At 73.5% G+C, this 18,779-nt stretch carries 16 protein-coding genes; 6 read left to right on the forward strand and 10 right to left on the reverse strand.

Features of this window, described 5'->3' with window-relative positions; translation table 11 throughout:
* The first annotated feature begins 24 nt into the window (after positions 1 to 24).
* A complete protein-coding gene (locus tag ACU436_RS03055) occupies positions 25 to 963 on the forward strand; it encodes a LysR family transcriptional regulator (protein ID WP_459021352.1) in 939 nt (312 codons plus the stop codon).
* A gap of 26 nt (positions 964 to 989) precedes the next feature.
* Positions 990 to 1,631 (forward strand): class I SAM-dependent methyltransferase, encoded by a 642-nt coding sequence (locus tag ACU436_RS03060; RefSeq protein ID WP_459021354.1) that lies wholly within the window; start codon positions 990 to 992, stop codon positions 1,629 to 1,631.
* A gap of 12 nt (positions 1,632 to 1,643) precedes the next feature.
* On the opposite strand, the gene ACU436_RS03065 is transcribed toward ACU436_RS03060, so the two are convergent.
* The 4 genes from ACU436_RS03065 to ACU436_RS03080 all read right to left on the reverse strand — a co-directional run bounded on the left by ACU436_RS03065 (position 1,644) and on the right by ACU436_RS03080 (position 7,238).
* Complete coding sequence (locus ACU436_RS03065) at positions 1,644 to 2,606, reverse strand: 2Fe-2S iron-sulfur cluster-binding protein (protein WP_459021356.1); 963 nt, start codon at positions 2,604 to 2,606, stop codon at positions 1,644 to 1,646.
* Positions 2,603 to 4,507 carry an NAD(P)H-dependent oxidoreductase subunit E gene (locus ACU436_RS03070; RefSeq protein WP_459021358.1) on the reverse strand — a complete coding sequence of 635 codons (1,905 nt, stop codon included), beginning with the start codon at positions 4,505 to 4,507 and terminating at the stop codon, positions 2,603 to 2,605. The genes ACU436_RS03065 and ACU436_RS03070 overlap by 4 nt, the downstream gene beginning before the upstream one ends.
* Positions 4,507 to 6,435, reverse strand: a complete 1,929-nt coding sequence (locus ACU436_RS03075) for a molybdopterin oxidoreductase family protein (protein ID WP_459021360.1) — start codon at positions 6,433 to 6,435, stop codon at positions 4,507 to 4,509. Before ACU436_RS03075 ends, ACU436_RS03070 begins: the two co-directional genes overlap by 1 nt.
* A 107-nt stretch (positions 6,436 to 6,542) precedes the next feature.
* Positions 6,543 to 7,238, reverse strand: a complete 696-nt coding sequence (locus tag ACU436_RS03080) for a TetR/AcrR family transcriptional regulator (protein ID WP_459021362.1) — start codon at positions 7,236 to 7,238, stop codon at positions 6,543 to 6,545.
* Positions 7,239 to 7,333: 95 nt separating this feature from the next.
* On the opposite strand from ACU436_RS03080, the gene ACU436_RS03085 reads away from it, so the two are divergent.
* Positions 7,334 to 8,809, forward strand: a complete 1,476-nt coding sequence (locus tag ACU436_RS03085) for an MFS transporter (RefSeq protein WP_459021364.1) — start codon at positions 7,334 to 7,336, stop codon at positions 8,807 to 8,809.
* Here the strand turns inward: ACU436_RS03085 and ACU436_RS03090 are convergent.
* The gene (locus ACU436_RS03090) at positions 8,766 to 11,582 is read right to left on the reverse strand and encodes a helix-turn-helix transcriptional regulator (protein ID WP_459021366.1); all 2,817 of its coding nucleotides are present in this window, start codon (positions 11,580 to 11,582) and stop codon (positions 8,766 to 8,768) included. The two genes, ACU436_RS03085 and ACU436_RS03090, sit on opposite strands and share 44 nt — an antisense overlap.
* Before the next feature lie 105 nt (positions 11,583 to 11,687).
* On the opposite strand from ACU436_RS03090, the gene ACU436_RS03095 reads away from it, so the two are divergent.
* Together ACU436_RS03095 and ACU436_RS03100 are read left to right on the forward strand one after the other, a co-directional pair.
* Positions 11,688 to 11,894 carry a hypothetical protein gene (locus tag ACU436_RS03095; protein WP_459021368.1) on the forward strand — a complete coding sequence of 69 codons (207 nt, stop codon included), beginning with the start codon at positions 11,688 to 11,690 and terminating at the stop codon, positions 11,892 to 11,894.
* A complete protein-coding gene (locus ACU436_RS03100) occupies positions 11,891 to 12,397 on the forward strand; it encodes a sigma factor-like helix-turn-helix DNA-binding protein (RefSeq protein WP_459021370.1) in 507 nt (168 codons plus the stop codon). Before ACU436_RS03095 ends, ACU436_RS03100 begins: the two co-directional genes overlap by 4 nt.
* Here the strand turns inward: ACU436_RS03100 and ACU436_RS03105 are convergent.
* From ACU436_RS03105 to ACU436_RS03120, 4 genes are read right to left on the reverse strand one after another with little or no spacing between them, the layout of a single operon-like run.
* Positions 12,386 to 13,420, reverse strand: a complete 1,035-nt coding sequence (locus ACU436_RS03105) for a LacI family DNA-binding transcriptional regulator (protein ID WP_459021371.1) — start codon at positions 13,418 to 13,420, stop codon at positions 12,386 to 12,388. The genes ACU436_RS03100 and ACU436_RS03105 overlap by 12 nt on opposite strands.
* Before the next feature lie 29 nt (positions 13,421 to 13,449).
* Positions 13,450 to 14,571, reverse strand: coding sequence for a mandelate racemase/muconate lactonizing enzyme family protein (locus tag ACU436_RS03110; protein ID WP_459021373.1), 1,122 nt, complete (start codon positions 14,569 to 14,571; stop codon positions 13,450 to 13,452).
* Positions 14,568 to 15,917 (reverse strand): MFS transporter, encoded by a 1,350-nt coding sequence (locus tag ACU436_RS03115; protein ID WP_459021375.1) that lies wholly within the window; start codon positions 15,915 to 15,917, stop codon positions 14,568 to 14,570. Before ACU436_RS03115 ends, ACU436_RS03110 begins: the two co-directional genes overlap by 4 nt.
* The gene (locus ACU436_RS03120) at positions 15,914 to 17,050 is read right to left on the reverse strand and encodes a mandelate racemase/muconate lactonizing enzyme family protein (protein ID WP_459021377.1); all 1,137 of its coding nucleotides are present in this window, start codon (positions 17,048 to 17,050) and stop codon (positions 15,914 to 15,916) included. Before ACU436_RS03120 ends, ACU436_RS03115 begins: the two co-directional genes overlap by 4 nt.
* Positions 17,051 to 17,189: 139 nt before the next feature.
* On the opposite strand from ACU436_RS03120, the gene ACU436_RS03125 reads away from it, so the two are divergent.
* Complete coding sequence (locus ACU436_RS03125; protein WP_459021379.1) at positions 17,190 to 17,768, forward strand: TIGR03086 family metal-binding protein; 579 nt, start codon at positions 17,190 to 17,192, stop codon at positions 17,766 to 17,768.
* Here the strand turns inward: ACU436_RS03125 and ACU436_RS03130 are convergent, their stop codons facing one another.
* A complete protein-coding gene (locus ACU436_RS03130; RefSeq protein ID WP_459021381.1) occupies positions 17,769 to 18,770 on the reverse strand; it encodes a YeiH family protein in 1,002 nt (333 codons plus the stop codon).
* Positions 18,771 to 18,779 lie beyond the last annotated feature (9 nt).

Genomic DNA, 18,779 nt, shown 5'->3' on the forward strand with positions numbered 1-18,779 from the left:
CAGTCGGACTGTATGTTCGAGGTCGTGCTCGACACCCATCGGCTGCGCATCTTCCGCTCCGTCGTCGCCAGCGGGTCGGTGCAGGCCGCCGCCGCGAACCTCGGCTACACCCCGTCCGCGGTGAGCCAGCACGTCACAGCGCTGCAGCGGGAGACCGGGCTGGTGCTGTTCGAACGGGCCGGGCGCGGGCTGCGCGTCACCGCCGCCGGGCTGCTGCTGGCCGAGCAGGCCGACGCGATCCTCGACCGGCTCGGCGAGGCCGAGGCCGTCGTCGCGGACCTGCGGGCGGGCCGGACGGGTGCGCTGTCGCTGTCGTACTTCGCCTCGGTCGGCGCGGCCTGGCTGCCCCGGGTGGTGCGCAGGCTCACCGGCGAGTTCCCGGGCGTCCGGCTGGACCTCACGTTGCGCGAATGGCTTCCCGACGACCCGGCGGAGCGGTCCGACGTGCAGATCGGCGTCGAACGCCCGGACTTCGCTCCCGGGCCGGGGTTCACCGCGCACCACCTGCTCGACGACCCGTACCTCGCCGTGCTGCCGGAGGGCCACCCGCTGGCGGGCCGCACCGAGGTCGAGCTGGCGGAGCTCGCCACCGAGTGCTGGGTTGACAACGACTTCGCCCGCGGCTGGTGCCGGCGCAACCTCGTCGAGGCGTGCACGGCGGCCGGGTTCCGCCCGCCGTTCCACGTCGAGGCGCACGACTACCCGACCGCCCTCGCCTTCGTCGCCGCCGGCATCGGGATCACCGTGCTGCCCGAGCTCGGCGCCATCAACCTCCCGCCCGGGACGCATGCGGTGCCCGTCGTCCAGCCGGTGCCGGTCCGGTCGATCCTGGCCGTGGTCCGCGACGCGGTCGCCCACACCCCTCCGGTGCTCGCCGCGTGCGCGGAGCTGCGGGAGATCGCCGGGGAGAGCCTGCTCCGGTCGAGCTCGTCACCGCTGTCGGCGCAGGCGCTTGACCTGTAGTCGACTCGAGCTCCTACGGTCGGCTCATGGCACCGGATCAGAACCCGACCCCGTTGCGCGGGGCCTTCGACGAGGCGTACCGGAGCGGCACCGCACCCTGGGTGATCGGCGAACCGCAGCCGGCGATCATCGACGTGGAACGCGGCGGCTGGATCCGCGGAAAGGTGCTCGACGCCGGCTGCGGTACCGGCGAGCACACCATCCTCCTCACCCGGCTCGGCTACGACGTCCTCGGCATCGACGCATCCGGGCCCGCCATCGAACGGGCCCGGGAGAACGCCGACCGGCACGGCATCACGGCCCGCTTCGAGGTCGCCGACGCCATGCACCTCGGTGAGCAGGCCTACGACACGATCGTCGACAGTGCGCTGTTCCACATCTTCGACCCCGAGGACCGCGCCCGGTACGTCGACAGCCTGCACCACGCCGCCCGCCCGGGCGGCCGGGTCCACGTCCTCGCGCTCTCCGACACCGGGCCGGGCTTCGGGCCCCAGGTCGGCGAGGCGGCGATCCGATCCGCGTTCGGCGACGGGTGGGAGCTCGAGGGCCTTCGCCTCAGCGAGTACCGCGGTGTCGTCCGCAACCCCACCCACGCCGCCGCACTCGACCGCCGAGAGGGCGACCTGGTCGACCTCCCCGCATGGCTCGCCCGGGCACGGCGGATCTGAGCGGAGCTGCCCTCAGCGACCTCCGTCGCCGGGCAGGTTCTGGACGTGCTGGAACCCGAACCGGCCCTTGATGCACAGGTGTCCGTGCGTCACGGAGTGGTCCGAGGGCGAGGTGACGTTGACGATCTCCCCCTCCTGCACGTGGAGCTCCAGGTTGCAGCCCACCCCGCAGAACGAGCAGATCGTGGTGGTGACGCTCTCCTCCTCGGGCTTCCACTCCCCCGCCTCGCGCAGCTCGTGCTCCCGCACCGACTTGAGCGCCCCCGTGGGGCACACCCCGATGCAGTTGCCGCAGTAGACGCAGGCGGAGTCGGGCAGCTCGTTGTTGTGCTCGGTGGCGATACGGGCGTCGAACCCGCGCCCGGCGGCGGAGATCGCGAACGTGAACTGCGCGTCGGTGCCGCACGCCTTGACGCACTTGTAGCACATGATGCAGCGGCTGTAGTCGCGCACGTAGAGGCTGTTGTCGACCTTCACCGGCTGCGCGACGGTCTCCGCCGTGGTGCCGTCGGGGGCGTGGTGGTGCCCGGCGTGGCGGGTGTCGCGGTCGTCCGACGGCGGCGCGGGCGGACCGTAGCGGTCGGCGTCGACGCCGTAGTCGTCCATCCAGCGCTGCACGTCCGCGCTGGCCTGGGACATGTCCGCCGAGGACGCGAGCAGCTCCAGCACCATGCGCCTGCTGTGCCGGACGCGCTCGGTGTCGGTCCGGACCGCCATCCCGTCCTCGGCCTTGCGTGCGCACGACGGCGCGAGCACCCGGCTTCCCTCGATCTCGACGACGCAGACGCGGCACGCGTTGATCGGCGTCAGGTTCGCCGACCAGCAGAGCGTGGGGGTGTCCGCCCGCGCGCCGCCCATGTCCTGCAACGCTTCGAGGATCGTGGCGCCCTCCGGGACGCGCACCTCCTCGCCGTCGACCGTCAGCGTGACGAGCCTGCGGATGCCGCCGAGCAGCACCGGTTCCGTCGCGGTCATCGTGGCCTCCCGTTCCGGCTCGCCCCGTTACTGCTGAGCGGGGCGTCGAGCAGCCCGAGGTCGAGCGCCGAGCGAACGGCCGCGGGCGCGGTCTGCCCGAGGCCGCAGATCGACGCGTCGACCATGACCCGGGCGAGGTCGTCGAGCAGGGCGAGCTCGGTGTCCCGGGAGCCGCGCGGCGCGCCCCGGGAGAGCCGGGCGAGCGCCTCCTCCTGCCGCACGGTGCCGACGCGGCAGGGCACGCACTGCCCGCAGGACTCGTCGCGGAAGAACGCGGCGATCCGCCGCAGCATCGCCGGGAAGTCGGCGGACGTGTCGAGGGCGAGCACGACGCCGGAGCCGAGCGTGGCGCCGATCTCGCGGGTGCCCTCCAGGGTGAGCGGCACGTCGAGCCGGTCGGGCGTGACGAACCCGCCGGCGGCCCCGCCGAGCAGCACGGCGCGCAGCTCCCCGCGCACCCCGCCGGCCAGCATCAGCAGCTCCCGCAGCGTGGTGCCGAAGTCCACCTCGTACACGCCCGGCGTCTGCACCGCGCCGGCCACGCAGAACAGCTTCGTGCCGGTGGAGCGCTGCCCCCCGATCGAGGCGAACGTCGGGCCGCCGATCGCGAGGATCTCCAGGACGTTGTAGAGCGTCTCCACGTTGTTGATCACCGTGGGCTTGCCGAAGAGACCCTGGACGCTGGGGAACGGCGGCTTGTAGCGCGGCTCGCCACGCAGGCCTTCGAGGGAGTTGAGCAGCGCGGTCTCCTCGCCGCAGATGTAGGCACCCGCGCCGCGCCGCACTTCGACGTCGAACGTGAAGCCGGCCCCGAGCACGTCGTCACCGAGGTACCCGCGGGCCCGGGCGGCGTCGATCGCGCCCTGCAGCCGCCGCGTGGCCAGCGGGTACTCGCCGCGGATGTAGAGGTAGCCGCGCTCGCACCCGGCGGCGTACCCGGCGATCGTCATCGCCTCGATCAGGCCGAACGGGTCGCTCTCCATGAGCACGCGGTCCTTGAACGTGCCCGGCTCGGACTCGTCGGCGTTGCAGACCAGGTAGTGCGGGCGCTCCGGGGCGCGCGCGACGCCGTCCCACTTCACGCCGGTGGGGAACGCGGCCCCGCCGCGGCCGGTGAGCGCGCCGTCGGTGACCTCCTTGATCACCCTGGTCGGCCCGAGCTCGACGGCCCGGCGCAGGCCCGCGTAGCCGCCGTGGGCGCGGTAGTCGTCGATGCTCTCCGGGTCGACCAGGCCGATGCGGCGCAGCAGCCGCAGGCCGGTCCGGTCACCGGCGGTCTGCGGGACGCTCACGGTGGTGTCGTCGAAGGCACGGTCGGCGGTCGGGTCCGCCTCGGCGGGGCGCACCAGCTCCGCGGTCGCAGCCTCGGCGGTGGCCGGCGCGATGCTGACGTCCGGGCGGCCGGTGCGTTGCAGCAGCACGGCAGGCGCCCGCTCGCACAGGCCCAGGCACGGGCTGCGCACCCAGCAGGCCTCGGGGTCCTCTCCGCCGGGACCCTTCCCCTCGGGCCCCAGCTCCTCGGTGAGCCGGGCGGCGATCTCCTCGCCACCGTACGGGCCGCAGGCGATGTCGTCGCAGACGTGCACGACGTGCGGCGCGCGCGGCTCGACGGCGAACATCGCATAGAAGGTGGCCACCCCGTAGACGTCCGCCGGCGGGATCGACAGCACCCGGGCGATGTGGTTGAGCGCGCCCTCGCTGACCCAGCCGCGCTCCTCCACCACCGCGTGCAGGGCGGGCAGCAGCAGGTGCCGCCGCCCGCGCGCGGCGTGCCCGGAGTCGGGGAAGTACGCGTGCTCGCGGACCTCGTCCCCGGTGGCCACGGCGTGCTCGCGCAGCACGGCCGCGACGGCCTCCTGCTCGGCGGGCGACGCCTCGGCGTTCGACAGTCTTAGGTCCACTAGTGCCCTCCGGCCACCGGCAGGTCCGCCGACAGCTTCTCGATCCGCACGGCGGTGGCCTTGAACTCGGACGTGCCGGACTTCGGGTCCCACGCGTCGTTGGTCAGGACGTTGACGTCGACCTCCTGCGAGAAGTGCGGCGTGAACGAGGCGAGCCCCGGACGCAGCGACGGGTCGAACCAGACCGGGGCCTCGACCGAGCCGCGGCGCGAGCTCACCCGCACCCGGTCGCCGTCGGCGATGCCGAGCCCGGCGGCGTCGGTGGCATCCATCCGCAGCGACTCCCGGCGGCGCAGCGGCGAGGAGTACCCGCCGGTCTGCACGCCCGAGTTGTAGCCGTCGAGGACCCGCACCGTGGTGAGCCGGATGGGGAACTCGTCGGTCAGCTCGTCCACCGGCGGCACGTGCTCGACGGCCGTGAACGGTGCCGGCGTACCGCGCTCGGCCTCGTCCTCCGCCCACAGCCGGGCGTGCAGAAGCGGCGTGCCGGGATGCTCCTCGTCCGGGCAGGGCCACTGCAGCCCGCCGAGCTCGTCCAGCCGGCGGTACGACATGCCGTGGTGCCAGTCCAGCGACACCGACCGCAGCTCGTCCCACACCTGCTCGGCGGTCGGCAGGCCCCAATCGCAGCCCAACCGGTTGGCGATGCCGTAGATGATGTGCGTGTCCGGCCGGGCCAGCCCGGGCGGGTCGATCGCCTTGCGGACGCGCTGCACGCGGCGCTCGGAGTTGGTGACCGTGCCCTCGTACTCGCACCAGTCGGCCGCCGCGGGCAGCACGACGTCGGCGAGCTCGGCGGTCGCGGTCCGGAAGATGTCCTGGACGACGAGGTGGTCCAGGCCTTCGAGCATGTGCCGGGCGTGGCCGACGTTGGCCTCGGACTCGGCCGGGTTCTCCCCGATGACGTAGAGCGACCGCAGGGTGCCGGCCTCCATGGCCTCGAACATCTCCGAGAGGTGCATGCCCGACTTCGGCGAGATCGTGGCGCCCCACACCGCCTCGAACCGGGCCCGCGCCTCGTCGTCCCCGAGGTCGTAGCCACCGGGCAGCTTCGCCGGGATCGCGCCCATGTCCCCGCCGCCCTGCACGTTGTTCTGCCCGCGCAGCGGGACCAGGCCCGAGCCGTAGCGGCCGACGTGCCCGGTGAGCAGCGCCAGGTTGATCAGCGCGAACACGTAGTCGGCGGCGTTGTGGTGCTCGGTGATGCCGAGCGTCCAGCAGATCTGCGCGCGGTCGGCGCGGCCGTAGGCGTGCGCCAGCTCGCGGATCAGCGCCGCGGGGACCTTGGTGATCTCCTCGGCCCGCTCGAGCGTGTAGGGCTCGACGGTGGCGCGGTACTCCTCGAAGCCGGTGGTCGCCCGGCGGACGAACGGCTCGTTGACCAGCCCGGCGTGGATGATCTCCCGGCCGATCGCGTTGGCCAGTGCGATGTCGGTGCCGACGTCCAGGCCGAGCCACCCGTCGGCCCACTGCGCGGTGGACGTGCGCCGCGGGTCGACGGAGTACATCCGCGTGCCCGACTTCAACCCCTGCAGGACGTGGTGGAAGAAGATCGGGTGCGTCTCACGCGCGTTGGAGCCCCACAGCACCAGCAGGTCGGCGTGCTCCGCTTCCACGTACGCCGAGGTGCCGCCACCGGCACCGAACACAGTCGTCAGACCGACGACGGAGGGAGCGTGTCAAGTGCGGTTGCAGGAGTCGACGTTGTTGCTGCCCATCACCGCGCGGGCGAACTTCTGCGCGGCGTAGTTCATCTCGTTCGTCGCCTTCGAGCAGCTGAACATGCCGAACGCGTCGCCACGGCGGGACGCGAAGCCGGCGGCGGCCCGGTCGAGGGCCTCGTCCCAGCTCGCGGGGCGCAGCTCTCCGCCGTCCCGGACCAGCGGCTCCGTGAGCCGGACGTGCCTCGGGGTGCGCAGTCCTCGCATCGGTGTCTCCTTCTGTCACGCACAGATCGGGACAGCGCCCACAATAGCTACCCGCCGGCGACGGGCGAAAGGCGGCGTGGTGATCGTGATGACGCTTGTCACCTGCGCTACTGGGTATCCGACCGCGCCTGCGCCAGCAACCCGTCGACCAGTGCCTCCAGCCCTTGTGGATAGGTGTCCCGTGCGGCGAACACCGGCCACTGGTCCCCGATCGCCACCAGGTGCGGCTGCCGGGACGGGTCGAGGCCGCCGAGCGACGGATGGGAGCCGCTGAAGATGGTGTCGTGCGATCCGGCCCGCTCACGGCCGGAGTGGGCGCGGACGAGGATCTCGCCGACCGTGTAGTACCAGATGCTGCGGAAGAGGACGACGGCCTGTTCGGGGCTGCACCCCTCGTCGACGGCCCCGCCCACGATGGTCTCGACGAACCACAGGGCCGACTCGCCGACGCGGCCGAGGAAGCCGTCCGTGGTGAGGACCTCGGCCGCCCACGGCCAGGCCGCGAGGGAGTCGTGGGTGGCGATGGCCGCCACGACGATGCGGTCCCGCGGCCGCTCGGGCAGCGCGGGGCGCGGGACCTGATCGGTCTGCTCGTTGATCAGCTGGACCAGCAGGTCCGCCCGGTCCCGGACGTGGTGGTACAGCGTCATCGGCCCGACGCCGATCTCGGCGGCCAGCCGGCGAACGGTCAGCTTCTGCCAGCCGTCCCGTTCGATGATCCGGCGGGCCCCCGCCAGGATCTCCGCGCGGGAGGTCCGCGGCGGCCGTCCGGTGCGGCCCTGCGCTGTCGTGGAGCGAGGCACCTGCCCATCGTCCTACCCGTCCGGCCCACCCCGCGAGCCGGTGGCCCGCCGTAACGCGCTCGACAGGCGTCCGGCCGCGGCGCTACTTTCGATACATGTACCAAAACTCTTCCACCCGGCCGGGGCGAACCCTCGCCGCGGTGGCCGTCGTGCAGTTCATGGTGTCGCTGGACCTGTCGGTCGTGAACGTCGGACTGCCGCAGATCGCGGCCGGCCTCGGCTTCAGCGCGCTGGGTCTGACCTGGGTGATCCACGCCTACGCGCTCACGTTCGGCGGGCTGCTCCTCCTCGGCGGCAAGGCCGCCGACCGGTACGGCCGCAAACCGGTGCTGCTGCTCGGCCTCGGCCTGTTCGGCCTCGCGTCACTCGCCGGCGGCTTCGCCGCCACCCCCGGCCAGCTGATCACCGCCCGCGCCGTGCAGGGCATCGGCGCCGCCGCACTCGCTCCGGCCGCGCTCGCCCTGCTGACCGCGGCGTTCCCCTCGGGAAGGGCACGGGTGAAGGCCTTCGGCGTCTGGAGCGCGGTCAACGCCGCGGGCGGCGCCTTCGGGGTCCTGATCGGCGGCCTGCTCGTCGAGTACGCCGACTGGCGGTGGGTGATGTTCGTGAGCGTGCCGATGGCCGCCTGCGCACTGGCCCTGGCCTGGCGGGGCGTCCCCACCAGCCCACCCCCGGTCCGCAGGGGCCGGCCCGACGTCCTCGGGGCCGTGCTGGCCACGGCGGGCATGACCCTGCTCGTGTTCGGGGTCGTCCGCACCGACCGGTACCCGTGGACGTCGCCGGTCACGTGGGTGACCCTGCTGGCCGCCGCCGCCCTGCTGGCCGCGTTCGTCCACGTCGAGCGCACCACCTCCCGCGAACCGCTGGTCCGGCTGGGGCTGTTCGCCAACCGCGCGGTCCTCGGCGCGAACGCCTTCAACCTGCTGGTCGGCGCCGCCATGGCCGCCGCGTTCTACTTCGTCTCCCTCTACCTGCAGCGGGTGCTCGGAACCGGGCCGGCACTCACCGGGATGCAGCTCCTGCCGTTCGCGTTCGGTGTGATCGCGGGCGCCGTGCTCGCCGTCAAGCTCGGCTACCGGTTCCCGCCACGCACCCTGCTCGGCACCGGCGGGCTGCTGACCGCGGCCGGGTTCGCCTGGTTCGGCCTGATCAGCCCCGACGGCACCTTCACCACCGACGTGCTGGGCCCCTCCATCGTCGCCAGCGTCGGCTTCGGGCTGTGCCTCGGCCCGCTCGTCTCCGTCGCCACCGCCGGCGTCGCGGCGCACGAGACCGGCACCGCGTCGGGCCTGCTCAACAGCACCCGCCAGATCGGCGCCTCGCTCGGCCTCGCCGCGCTCGGCACGGCGGCCCAGCACCGCACCGGACCGACCGCCACACCCGAGGCCCTCGGCGCGGGCTACGCGCTCGGGCTGAACCTCAGCGCCGCACTCCTCGTCGCCGCCGCGGCGATCGCCCTCACCCTCCTGCGCCGCACGGCGGCGGGGCGGGCGGAAGCGACCGAGGAGCAGCGGCCGGCGACCGGACCTACCCGTCGGCGAGTGCCGTGGCCAGCTCGTGCCGGGAGGTGACGCCGAGCTTGCGGTAGGCGTTGGAGAGGTGCATCGCGACCGTCTTCGGGGTGACGTAGAGGACCTCGCCGACCTCGCGGTTGGTGCGGCCCTCCGCGGCGAGCGACACGACGCGGCGCTCGCTCGCCGTCAGCGCGTCGACGCCGGTGAGCGCGGTGCGGCGGGGCCGTCCACCGGCGGCGTACAGCTCGGCGCGGGTCCGCTCGACGAGTTGCTCGGCACCGCACACGGTCGCGACCTCGAGCGCCTCGCGCAGCGGAGCGCGGGCCTCGGCCGGCCGCCGGGCCCGGCGCAGCGCGGCACCGAGCGCGGTGAGGGCCTTGGCGTGCTCGAGCCGGGCGGGCGATCCGGCCACCGCGGTCACGGCCTCCTCCAGGTGGCCGATCCCGTCCGCGCGCTCGACGGTGCCGAGCGCGCGCAGCGTCCTCGCGACCGTGCCCGGCGCACCCCACCTGCGGGCCGGTCCCAGCTCGGCGGCGGCCAGCTCGATCGCCTCGTCGCGGCGGCCGAGCTGGTCGAGCGCCAGTGCCTTGAGCGAGCGCCAGGGCACGTCCACGGGGTTCCGCACGACGTGGTCGAAACGGGCGGTGTAGTCGTCGGCGGCGGCGAGCACGTCCTCGAACGCGCCTTCGGCGAGCAGCAGTTCGAGGTGGCTGCCGAGCCACTGCCGGGCGGCCTCGTCACCGCCGCTGGGATCGCGGCTGCGGTCCAGCACCCGGCGGGCACCGGGCAGGTCGCCCCGGTCGCGGAGCACGGCGGCGAGGTGGGCGTCGCCGTAGGTCTGCGCGAACGTCGCGTGGTAGCCCCACTGGGTGGTGACGGCGAGGCTGGTGCGCAGTGACCGCTCCGCGTCGACGAGCTCACCGCGCCGGTGCAGCGCGTTGCCCCGCCAGACCGTGACGCCCGCGATCGACATCAGCGAACCGTGGCGGTGGGCGCCCGCGCTCGCCAGCTCCCACCAGCCCTCGGCGTCGCGGTCGGCGTACACCAGGTTGGTGAGCGGGTAGGTCGCGGCCAGTGCGCTGTCGGCGGCGATCAGCTCGCCGTCGGCGAGCGCGGCGAGCGACAGCTCGCTGACCGCGTCGCTCGGCCCGCCCGCGTACATCCACGCGTGGGCGGCGAGCGCGGCCAGCATGCGCGGGCCCGTCCCGGGCGCGACCGGTAGCGTCCGGTGGGCCTCCAGGCGGCTCAGCCGCGCCGGGTCGCCCGCCTCGAGGAGGACGCAGAACAGCTCGAAGACCTCCAGCTGTTGGCGCAGCTCCACGCAGTCCGCCGGAAGCGCGGCAGCCGCCTCGCGCACGATCCGGATGCCCTCGTCGCCCTCGCCGGTGAACAGCAGGGCGCGGCCGAGCATCCCCGCGGCGATCGCGCGCTGCCCGGGATCGGTGATCAGCCGGTACGCGCCGCGGAGGTGCTCGACCGTCGCGGGCCCGTTGCGCTGCAACTCGGCGTGGCCGAGCGCCAAGGCCAGCTCCGCCCGCCGCTCCGGTGCCGGCGGCTCGGCCAGCGCCCGCCCGAGGTAGGCGGCGGCGCTCTCGCCCGCGCCCTTGCGGGACGCCTCCGCCGCGGCCTGCGCCAGCTGCTCGACGACCCACGGGGCGCCGCGCGGCGGCGCCGGCAGCAGGTGGCCCGCGACCTGCTCGGCCGGTGCCTGCGCCGCGACGAGCAGCTCGGCGGCGCGCAGGTGCCGCAGCTCGCGCTCGCCCGGCAGGACGTCGCGGTACACGGCGGCCGCCACGAGCGGATGGACGAAGCCCAGCGGCAGCCCGCCCTGCAGGATCTCGGCCCGGGCCAGCGACGCGACCGCCCGCCCCGCACGGTCGACGTCCAGCTCGGCGAGCGCGGCCACCGCGGCCAGGTCGGCCCCGTCGCCCAGCACCGCGAGCGCCTGCGCGGCCGCCATCGCGTCGGGCCCCAGCCGCCGGAGCCGGAGCAGGACGGTGCGCGCGACCGAGCTCGGTCCGAGGTCGCGGAGCATCGCGAGGTGGGCGGCGTCCGGGCCGGCCCCCTCCGCGGCGAGCGCCTTCGTCAGCTCCTCGAGCAACAGCGGGTTCCCGCCGGTCACGCGGTGGCACTCGGCCGCGAACGCCGGGGCGGGCGCCGCGGCCAGGCGCTGCCCGACGAACACGGACGTCGCGTCCTCGCTCAGCGCACGCGGGCGCAGGGACACCGTGGCCGGTCCGCCGAGCACCGTGTCCAGGGCTGCAGCCTCCGCCTCCCGCTCCGCCGGACGCGCGCCGCAGACGACCAGCAGCGCGAGGCCCTCGAACCTCGACCGCAGGTACGACAGGAAGCGCACGGACGGCGCGTCGCACCACTGCAGGTCGTCGATGGCGAGCAGCAGCGGCCGGTGCTCGCTCAGCCGCACGGTCAGCCAGTACAGACCGTCCAGCGACGCGAACGACGGATCTCGGGGCGGATCGGCCTGCTCCCGCGGGCCCAGCGGTCCGACGATGACGCGGGCCGGCGCGGCGGCGCCGTCGAGCAGGCCGGCCTCGTCGTGCCGGAGCGCGGGAGCGAACAGCTGGCGGACCACCCCGAACGAGAAGCTGGACTCCAACCCGCTCGCGGTCGCCGAGAGCACCTGCATGCCGCGCTCCACCGCCCGGGCCCGCGCCCGGGCGACCAGGCGGCTCTTGCCGATCCCGGCCGCACCCTCGATCCCGCACACCGCCGCCCGTCCGGCGACGGCACCCTCGATCAGCTCGTCGAGCGCGCCGATCTCCCGGTCACGCTCCAGCAGCGCCCCATCGCGCCCCGGACCCGCCTCCACCCGCGAAGTATGGATCACCGCGGCGAGTTCGCGGCGAGTTCATGGACGGGCCGTACAGCACGCCTTCCGTTGTCCGCCCCGGGTGCCGCCGGAACAGTCGGGACGATGGCCGAGGAGACGATCCGGATCACGTGCGAGCTGCAGCCCGTCGGCGACTCGCTCACCGGCCGCGCCCGCAGGCAGGACGGCGCGGCCCGCGAGTTCACCGGGTGGCTCGGCCTGCTCGGCGCGCTGCAGGCCCTCATGGCGGACGCGGGCCCGGCCGGAGCCGCGGGCGGTGAGCCGGTGCCCGCGCCAGAGCCGAGCCCGTGAACGTGGAGCCGACGATCGATGACGATCCCGACGACGACGAGGTCGTTGCGGCGAGCCCGGAGGGCCTCGTCACCGAGATCCGCCCGTTCGTCTCGCGGTACTGCCGAGGCCGGCTGGGGAGCTTCGCCGACGCCGTCGACCGGATCACCGAGGAGGTGTGCCAGGCCATCGTGGATGCGGTGCCGGGCAGCCCGGTCACGGGCCGGTCGTTGCGGGCGTTCGCCTACCGCATCGCCGCGCAGCGGGTGGACGAGGCGTTGCGTTCGATCGGCCGGAACCGGACGCATCTGCCGGCTGACCGGCTCGGCGAGCTGCTGCTGGAGCTCCCGGCGTTCCAGCGGGAGGCCCTGCTGCTGCGGGTCGCCGTCGGCCTGAGCGTCGAACAGACCGCTCAGGCCGTCGGTTCCACGCCGGATGCGATCCGCCTCGCCCAGCACCGCGCCCTCGTCCGGCTCCGCGGAGCCGTCGTCGGAACGGACGAACGCGACGACCTAACTCACTAGGGCGCCGATGCTCTCCCCCGGCTCGAACACGGTCGGCAGCTCGACCTTGCGCAAGGCGTCGGCGCCTCCCGCCAGGTGGTCGACGAGCATGCGGGCCGATGCCTCCCCGAGCTGCCGGGGATCCCGGCGCACGGTGGCGATCCGCGGCTGGAAGTAGCGCAGGAGCGGCACCTCGTCGCACGTCACGAGGGACACGTCGGCCGGGCACTTCAGGCCCTCGGATTCGAGCGCCTCCAGCACGACCCCGAGGACCTGGTTGTTCCCCACGATCAGCGCGGTCGGCCGGTCCGGCTGCCGCAGGAGCGACGCGACGTCCTCCGCGTGAGGGCCGGCGAACCCATCGGCCACTCGGAGGGTGCACCGCATGCCGAGCGACCGCGCCGCCCTCCGGACCGCGTTGACCCGCTGCCGCCCGGGGCGCAGGGTCGCGAGGCCACCGACGAGCGCCGCGTGCCGGTGGCCGGCGTCGTGCAGGGCGGTCATCGCGGCCCGCATCCCGGTGCGGTGATCGGAGACGACCGAGCCGTGCGGCCGCAGTCCGCGCAGGTCGCGGTCGATCGTCACCAGGGGGCCGTCGAAGCGCCCGAGGGTCTCGAGCAGCTCGGCACCGCTCTCGGTGGTGACCGAGAGCAGGAGTCCGTCGACCCGGCGCTGGCCGAGCGCCTTGAGGTTGCGCAGCTCGCGGTCCGCGTTCCCCATCGAGTTCGTCAGGACCAGGGAGTACCCGTGCTGGCCGAGCACCGACTCGGCACCGAGCGCGATCTCGGCGAACAGCGGGTTGGAGATGTCGCTGATCGCGAAACCCACCGTGCGGGTGGCGCCGCTGCGGAGCATCTGCCCGAGCGCGTTCGGCTCGTAACCGAGGTCCGCGACCGACGCCAGCACCCGCTCCCGGGTCCGGCTGCTCACGTTGGGGTGATCGGACAGGACGCGGGACACGGTGGAGATCGCCACTCCGGCGTGCATCGCCACGTCGCGCACACCGACCCGTTCGTGCGCACCGGCAGGCCCGTCGCCATCCACCACGTGATCCTACGGCCGTGCCCCCGCGGCTAGCCGTCGAGGCGGTGGCGGTCGATGTAGTCCCAGTCGAGCTCCCACCCGAGGCCCGGCCCGGTCGGCAGCGGGAGGTACCCGTCGGTCAGCTCGGGCCGGTTCGCCACCAGGGACCACCAGAACGGGTCCCGGTCGGGGTGGAAGCACTCCGCGAAGGTGCCGTGCGGCACGCTGCCGATGAGGTGGGCGCTGACCTGCGGCTCCTCGTGGTGCCCCATCTCCACGTCGTACGTCGTGGCCACGGCGGCCACCCGCCGCCACGCCGTCGGGCCCCCGGACCAGGAGGCGTCGAAGTTGCACACGTCGATCGCCCCGGCCTCCATCAGGTCCCGGCAGCCGCTCGCCGTCAGCTCCGTCTGCCCGGCCGCGACGGGAAGCCCGCCGATGCTGCGGACGTCCCGCAGCCCTCGCCGGTCGTTGTGCCACCTGACGGGCTCCTCGAACCAGCGGATGTCGAGGTTCTCGATCCGCCGGCACAACGCCACCGCCTGCGGCACCGTGTACCCCTGGTTGGCATCGATGCAGATGACGAAGTCCGGGCCGGCCGCATCGCGGGCCGCGGCCACCCGCTCGGCGTCGACCTCCGGGGACCGCCCCCCGACCTTGAACTTCATCCCCGCCAGCCCCAGCTCGCGGTAGTAGGCGACCTCCTCCGCGATCGAGCCGAGCGGCTCGCCGTAGTACCCGCCGATCGCGGTCATGGGCACGCGGTCGCGGGCCCCGCCCCACAGCCGCCACAGCGGTTGCCCCAGCGCCTTGCCGACGGCGTCCCAGATCGCGGTGTCCAGGGCGGCGAGCGCGACGAGCCCGATCCGACGGTCCCGCAGGATGTCGAACGTGACCGGGTACATCGCCGCCCAGCACCGCTCCGTCGCCATCGCGTCCATCCCGACGACGACCGGCGTGATCTCCTTCCTGATCACCTCGACGATCTGGGCGGCGGTCGCGTCCTCGTCGCCGACGTAGGCCTCGCCGACGATCCCCTGGTCGGTGACGAGCCGGACGACCACCGTCGCGCGGTGCGTCATGTGGTAGTAGCTGCCGAGGAACTCGCGGGCGAGCGCGGCCCGGATCGGAACGACCTCGACATCGACGATCTTCAACGCGGTCGGGCTCATCGGGCCTCCTGTGGTGCGGTCTCGGTGTTCGGGGCGCCCGGCCGTTCGGGGAACATCTCGGTCCGGAACGTCTCGGGCCCGAGCGCGACCGAGACGGCGGTGATCAGCCCCAGGGCCACCATGTAGGCGACGACCCAGTGCGGCGACCCGCCACCGAGGGCGAGGAGGGACACCGAGATGAGCGGCGCGAGCCCGCCCGAGATCGGCGCGAACCCCTCCCGGGCGAGCGCGAACCCGCTGTAGCGCACGGCCGGCGGGAACATCTCGGCGAACCACGCGGCCTGCGCCGCGGTCATCATGGTCTTCGCGATCGCGGAGGCGAACAGGATCGACGACCAGATCCAGAGGGTGCTCCCCGTGTCCATGAGCAGGAAGAACGGGTAGGCGAACGCCGCCGACAGCAGTCCGCCGAGGATGTAGACCGGCCGCCTCCCCATTCGGTCGGACAGCGCCGCGAACGCGGGCACGGTCACGAACTGCGCCGCCGAGGCGATGAGCAGCCCCGTCAGGACCATGTGGGCCGGCAGGCCGACCTGGTCGGTGACGTAGACGATGACCAGCGACTCGAAGATGTACGCGAGCGACTTGTCCCCCATCTGGGCGCCCCAGGCGCAGAACAGGTTGCGGGTCGAGCCGCGGAAGACCTCGACGATCGGAAGCCGGACCCGCAGGTCCGACTTCTTGACCTCCTGGAAGACCGGGGTCTCGTGGAGGCGCAGCCGCATGACGAGCCCGACCGCGACCCCGACGATGCTGAGGATGAACGGCACCCGCCAACCCCAGCTGAGCATGTCCTCCTCCGGGAGCCCCGAGACGAGGGCGAACGCTCCGTTCGCGGCGATGAGGCCCGCGGCGACGCCGACGTACGGGAGCGCGGAGTAGAAGCCGCGGCGCCGCGGCGGCGCCGTCTCGGCGAGCATCAGCACGGCCCCGCCGTACTCGGCGCCCGCCCCGAAGCCCTGCACGGCGCGCAGCAACGTCAGCAGCACCGCGCCCCACATCCCGATCGCGGCGTACGTGGGCAGCAGGCCGATCAGCGTCGACGCCAGACCCATGATGACCAGCGTGATGACGAGGACGTTCTTGCGGCCGATCCGGTCGCCGAAGTGTCCGAAGAACGCACCTCCGAGCGGCCGGACGAAGAAGCCGACCGCGAAGGTCGCGAAGGCGCTGATCGTGCCGGTCGTCTCGTCGAACTGCGGGAAGAACAGCTGGTCGAACACGACCGAGGCGGAGATCGCGAACAGGTAGAAGTCGTACCACTCGACCGCGGTGCCGATCACGCTGGACAGCAGGACGCGGCGCAGCTCCGGGCGGGACAGCTCGCGGGGCGCGGCCGAGCTCATCGCGAGGCCCCGGCCACGAGCCCGTTCTCGTCGTACTCGACGCGGTACTTCGCGATGTAGTCCTCGTCGAGCTCCCAGCCGAGACCGGGGCGCTCGCCCAGCCGGATGATCCCGCCCTCCAGTTTCGGGCGGTTGGCGATCAGCCCGTACCAGATCGGGTCGCGGTCGATGTGCATCGTGTCGGCGAACGTCCCGTTCGGGATCGCCGCGAGCAGGTGCGCACCGATGTGCGCCTCCTCGTGGTGGCTCATCGTCACGTCGAACGCGAGCGCCATCGCGGCGACCCGCAGCCACTCCGTGGGGCCACCGGACCACGAGCCGTCGAAGTTGCAGAAGTCGATCGCGCCGGCGACCATCAGGTCTCGGCATCCACCGGCGGAGTACTCGCTCTGACCTGCGCAGACGCGCGCCCCAGCCCGGTAGCGCACGTCGCGCATCCCCCGGTGGTCGTTGTCCCAGCGCACCGGCTCCTCGAAGTAGTACAGGTCGTGGTCGGCGACCAGGCGGGCGAAGCGCACCGCCTGGTCGGGACTCCACCCCTGGTTGGCGTCGGCGATCAGGACGAAGTCGTCGCCGACGGCCTTGCGCGCCGTGCTGAACCGTTCGGCGTCCTCCTCCGGGGACAGGCCGCCGACCTTGAACTTCATGCCGTGGACGCCGGCATCCTTCGCGCGGCGCAGCTCGGCGTCGATGCCGCCGGGCTCGTCGTAGTACCCGCCGGTCCAGATCATCGGGATCTCGCTGCGGTAGCCGCCCCAGAGCTTCCACAGCGGCTGGCCGTAGCACTTCCCGATCGCGTCCCAGATGGCGGTGTCCACGCAGGCCTGCGCCACCAGGCCGATGCGCCGGTCCCGCAGGATGTTGAACGTCACGGGCCGCATGAGCTGCCAGATGCGCTGCACCTGCTGGGCGTTCTCCCCCTCGATCCTGGGGAGGATCTCGGTCCGGATCACCTGCTCGATCGCGGCGTTGGTGTCGTCCTCGTCGCCGACGAACGCCTCGCCGACGATGCCGTTGCTCATGTGGACCCTGGTCACGATCGTCGACCGGTGGGTCATCCAGTAGTAGCTCCCGCGGTAGACCCGCCCGAGCGGGACGCGCAGCGGGATCGTCTCGATCCGCTCGATCTGCATGAGGTGGCTCCGATGCTGCAAACGTTTCCTGGAACCGTTTCCTGGAAACGATTCCAGAACCTAGGTCGGGGGCTGTGGACTGTCAAGCGACCGCCGGGCGGTCCCGGATCTGTCGGGGTGCGCTCCTAGCGTCCCGGCCATGACGGTCCACACGACCCCCGATCCACGTCCGCTCTTCGCCCGGTCGCTGGAACAGACCGGGCACCAGGTCGCGGCGGTACGCCCCGCCGAGCTGGACAACCGCACCCCCTGCGCCGACTACGACGTTCGCGCGCTGCTCGGGCACGTGGTGGGGGTGCTGCACAAGATCGCCCGCGTCGGCGCAGGAGCCGACGCGCGCGATGTCCCGGACGTGATCGACGGCGTCGACGACGACGGCTGGGCCGCCGCGTTCACCCGGGCCCGCCACGAGGCCGAGCGGGTCTGGGCCGACGACGAGAAGCTCGACAGCATGGTCACCCTGCCGTGGGCCACGCTGCCCGGCCGGGTCGCACTCGACGCCTACACCCACGAGTTCACGGTCCACTCCTGGGACCTCGCGCACGCCACCGACCGGCTCGCCGACCTCGATCCCGACCTCGCCGCCCGGGCGCTCGAGGCGTTCCCGCAGTTCGCGCCCCCGGAGGAGCGCGGCGGCCCGTTCGGGCCGGTCGTGCCGGCGCCCGACGATGCCGACGTCTACACCCGGCTCGCCTCCTACCTGGGCCGCCGGCCGTAGCTACGCGAGCAGCAGCAGCGACGTCAGGGAGACGGAGCCGACCAGCACGGTGGACAGGGCCCCGAGCGCGAGGGCCCGGGGTCCCGCGCCGACGAGGGCCCGCACGCTGATCGACGTGCCGAGGCCGAACAGCGCCGCCGCCAGCACCCACGTCGTGAGCGTCGCGGCCCCGTCGAGGGCGGGCGCGGGGAGGAGGCCGGTCGCACGGACCGCGATGGCCGCGAGGAAGCCCACGACGAACAGCGGCACGATCGGGGGCCGCGTGCCCCGGGGGGCGGGGCGCGTCCTCCGCTCGACGACCCCGACGGCGGTGACGACGGGCGCGAGCAGCACGACCCGGCTCAGCTTGACCAGCACGGCGGCGGCGACGGCCGCCGCCCCGGCCGGTGCGGCGGCCGCCACGACCTGGCCGACCTCGTGCACGCCCAGGCCCGCCCACCGGCCGAGGTCGGTCCCCTCGACGCCGAGCGGGCCGGCCAGCGCGGGCAGCCCGATGATCGCGAGGCCGCCGAAGACCGTCACCAGGCTGATCGCGGTCGCGACGTCCTCGTCGTCGTGGTCGACGACCGTGGCGACCGCCGCCACGGCCGACGCGCCGCAGATGGAGAATCCGGTGGCGACCAGGATGCGCAGTGCGCGCGACACCCCGAGCAGGCGCCCGAACCACAGCGTTCCCGCGAACGTCACCGCGACGGTCACGACCACGGCGAGCAGCAGGCCAGGGCCGAGGGCGAGCACCTGCTGCAGCACGAGCTGCAGCCCGAGCAGCGGAACCCCGATGCGCAAAAGCCGTGGAGTCCATCGCGCCAGGCCCGCCCGGGCACGCTCGGTGAGCAGGCCGAGGTTGCCGACGGCGACGCCCAGTACCACGGCGACGACCAGCGCGCTCACCGTCGGGAACAGGACGTGGACCTCGGTCGAGGCCGCCACACCGAGCACCGCGACGGCGAGGCCCGACCACAGCGCGCCGAAGCCTTGTGCGGTGACCCGAGTCGTGCTCATGTCGATCGA

The sequence above is a fragment of the Pseudonocardia wallangbongensis genome (genome assembly GCF_054486945.1).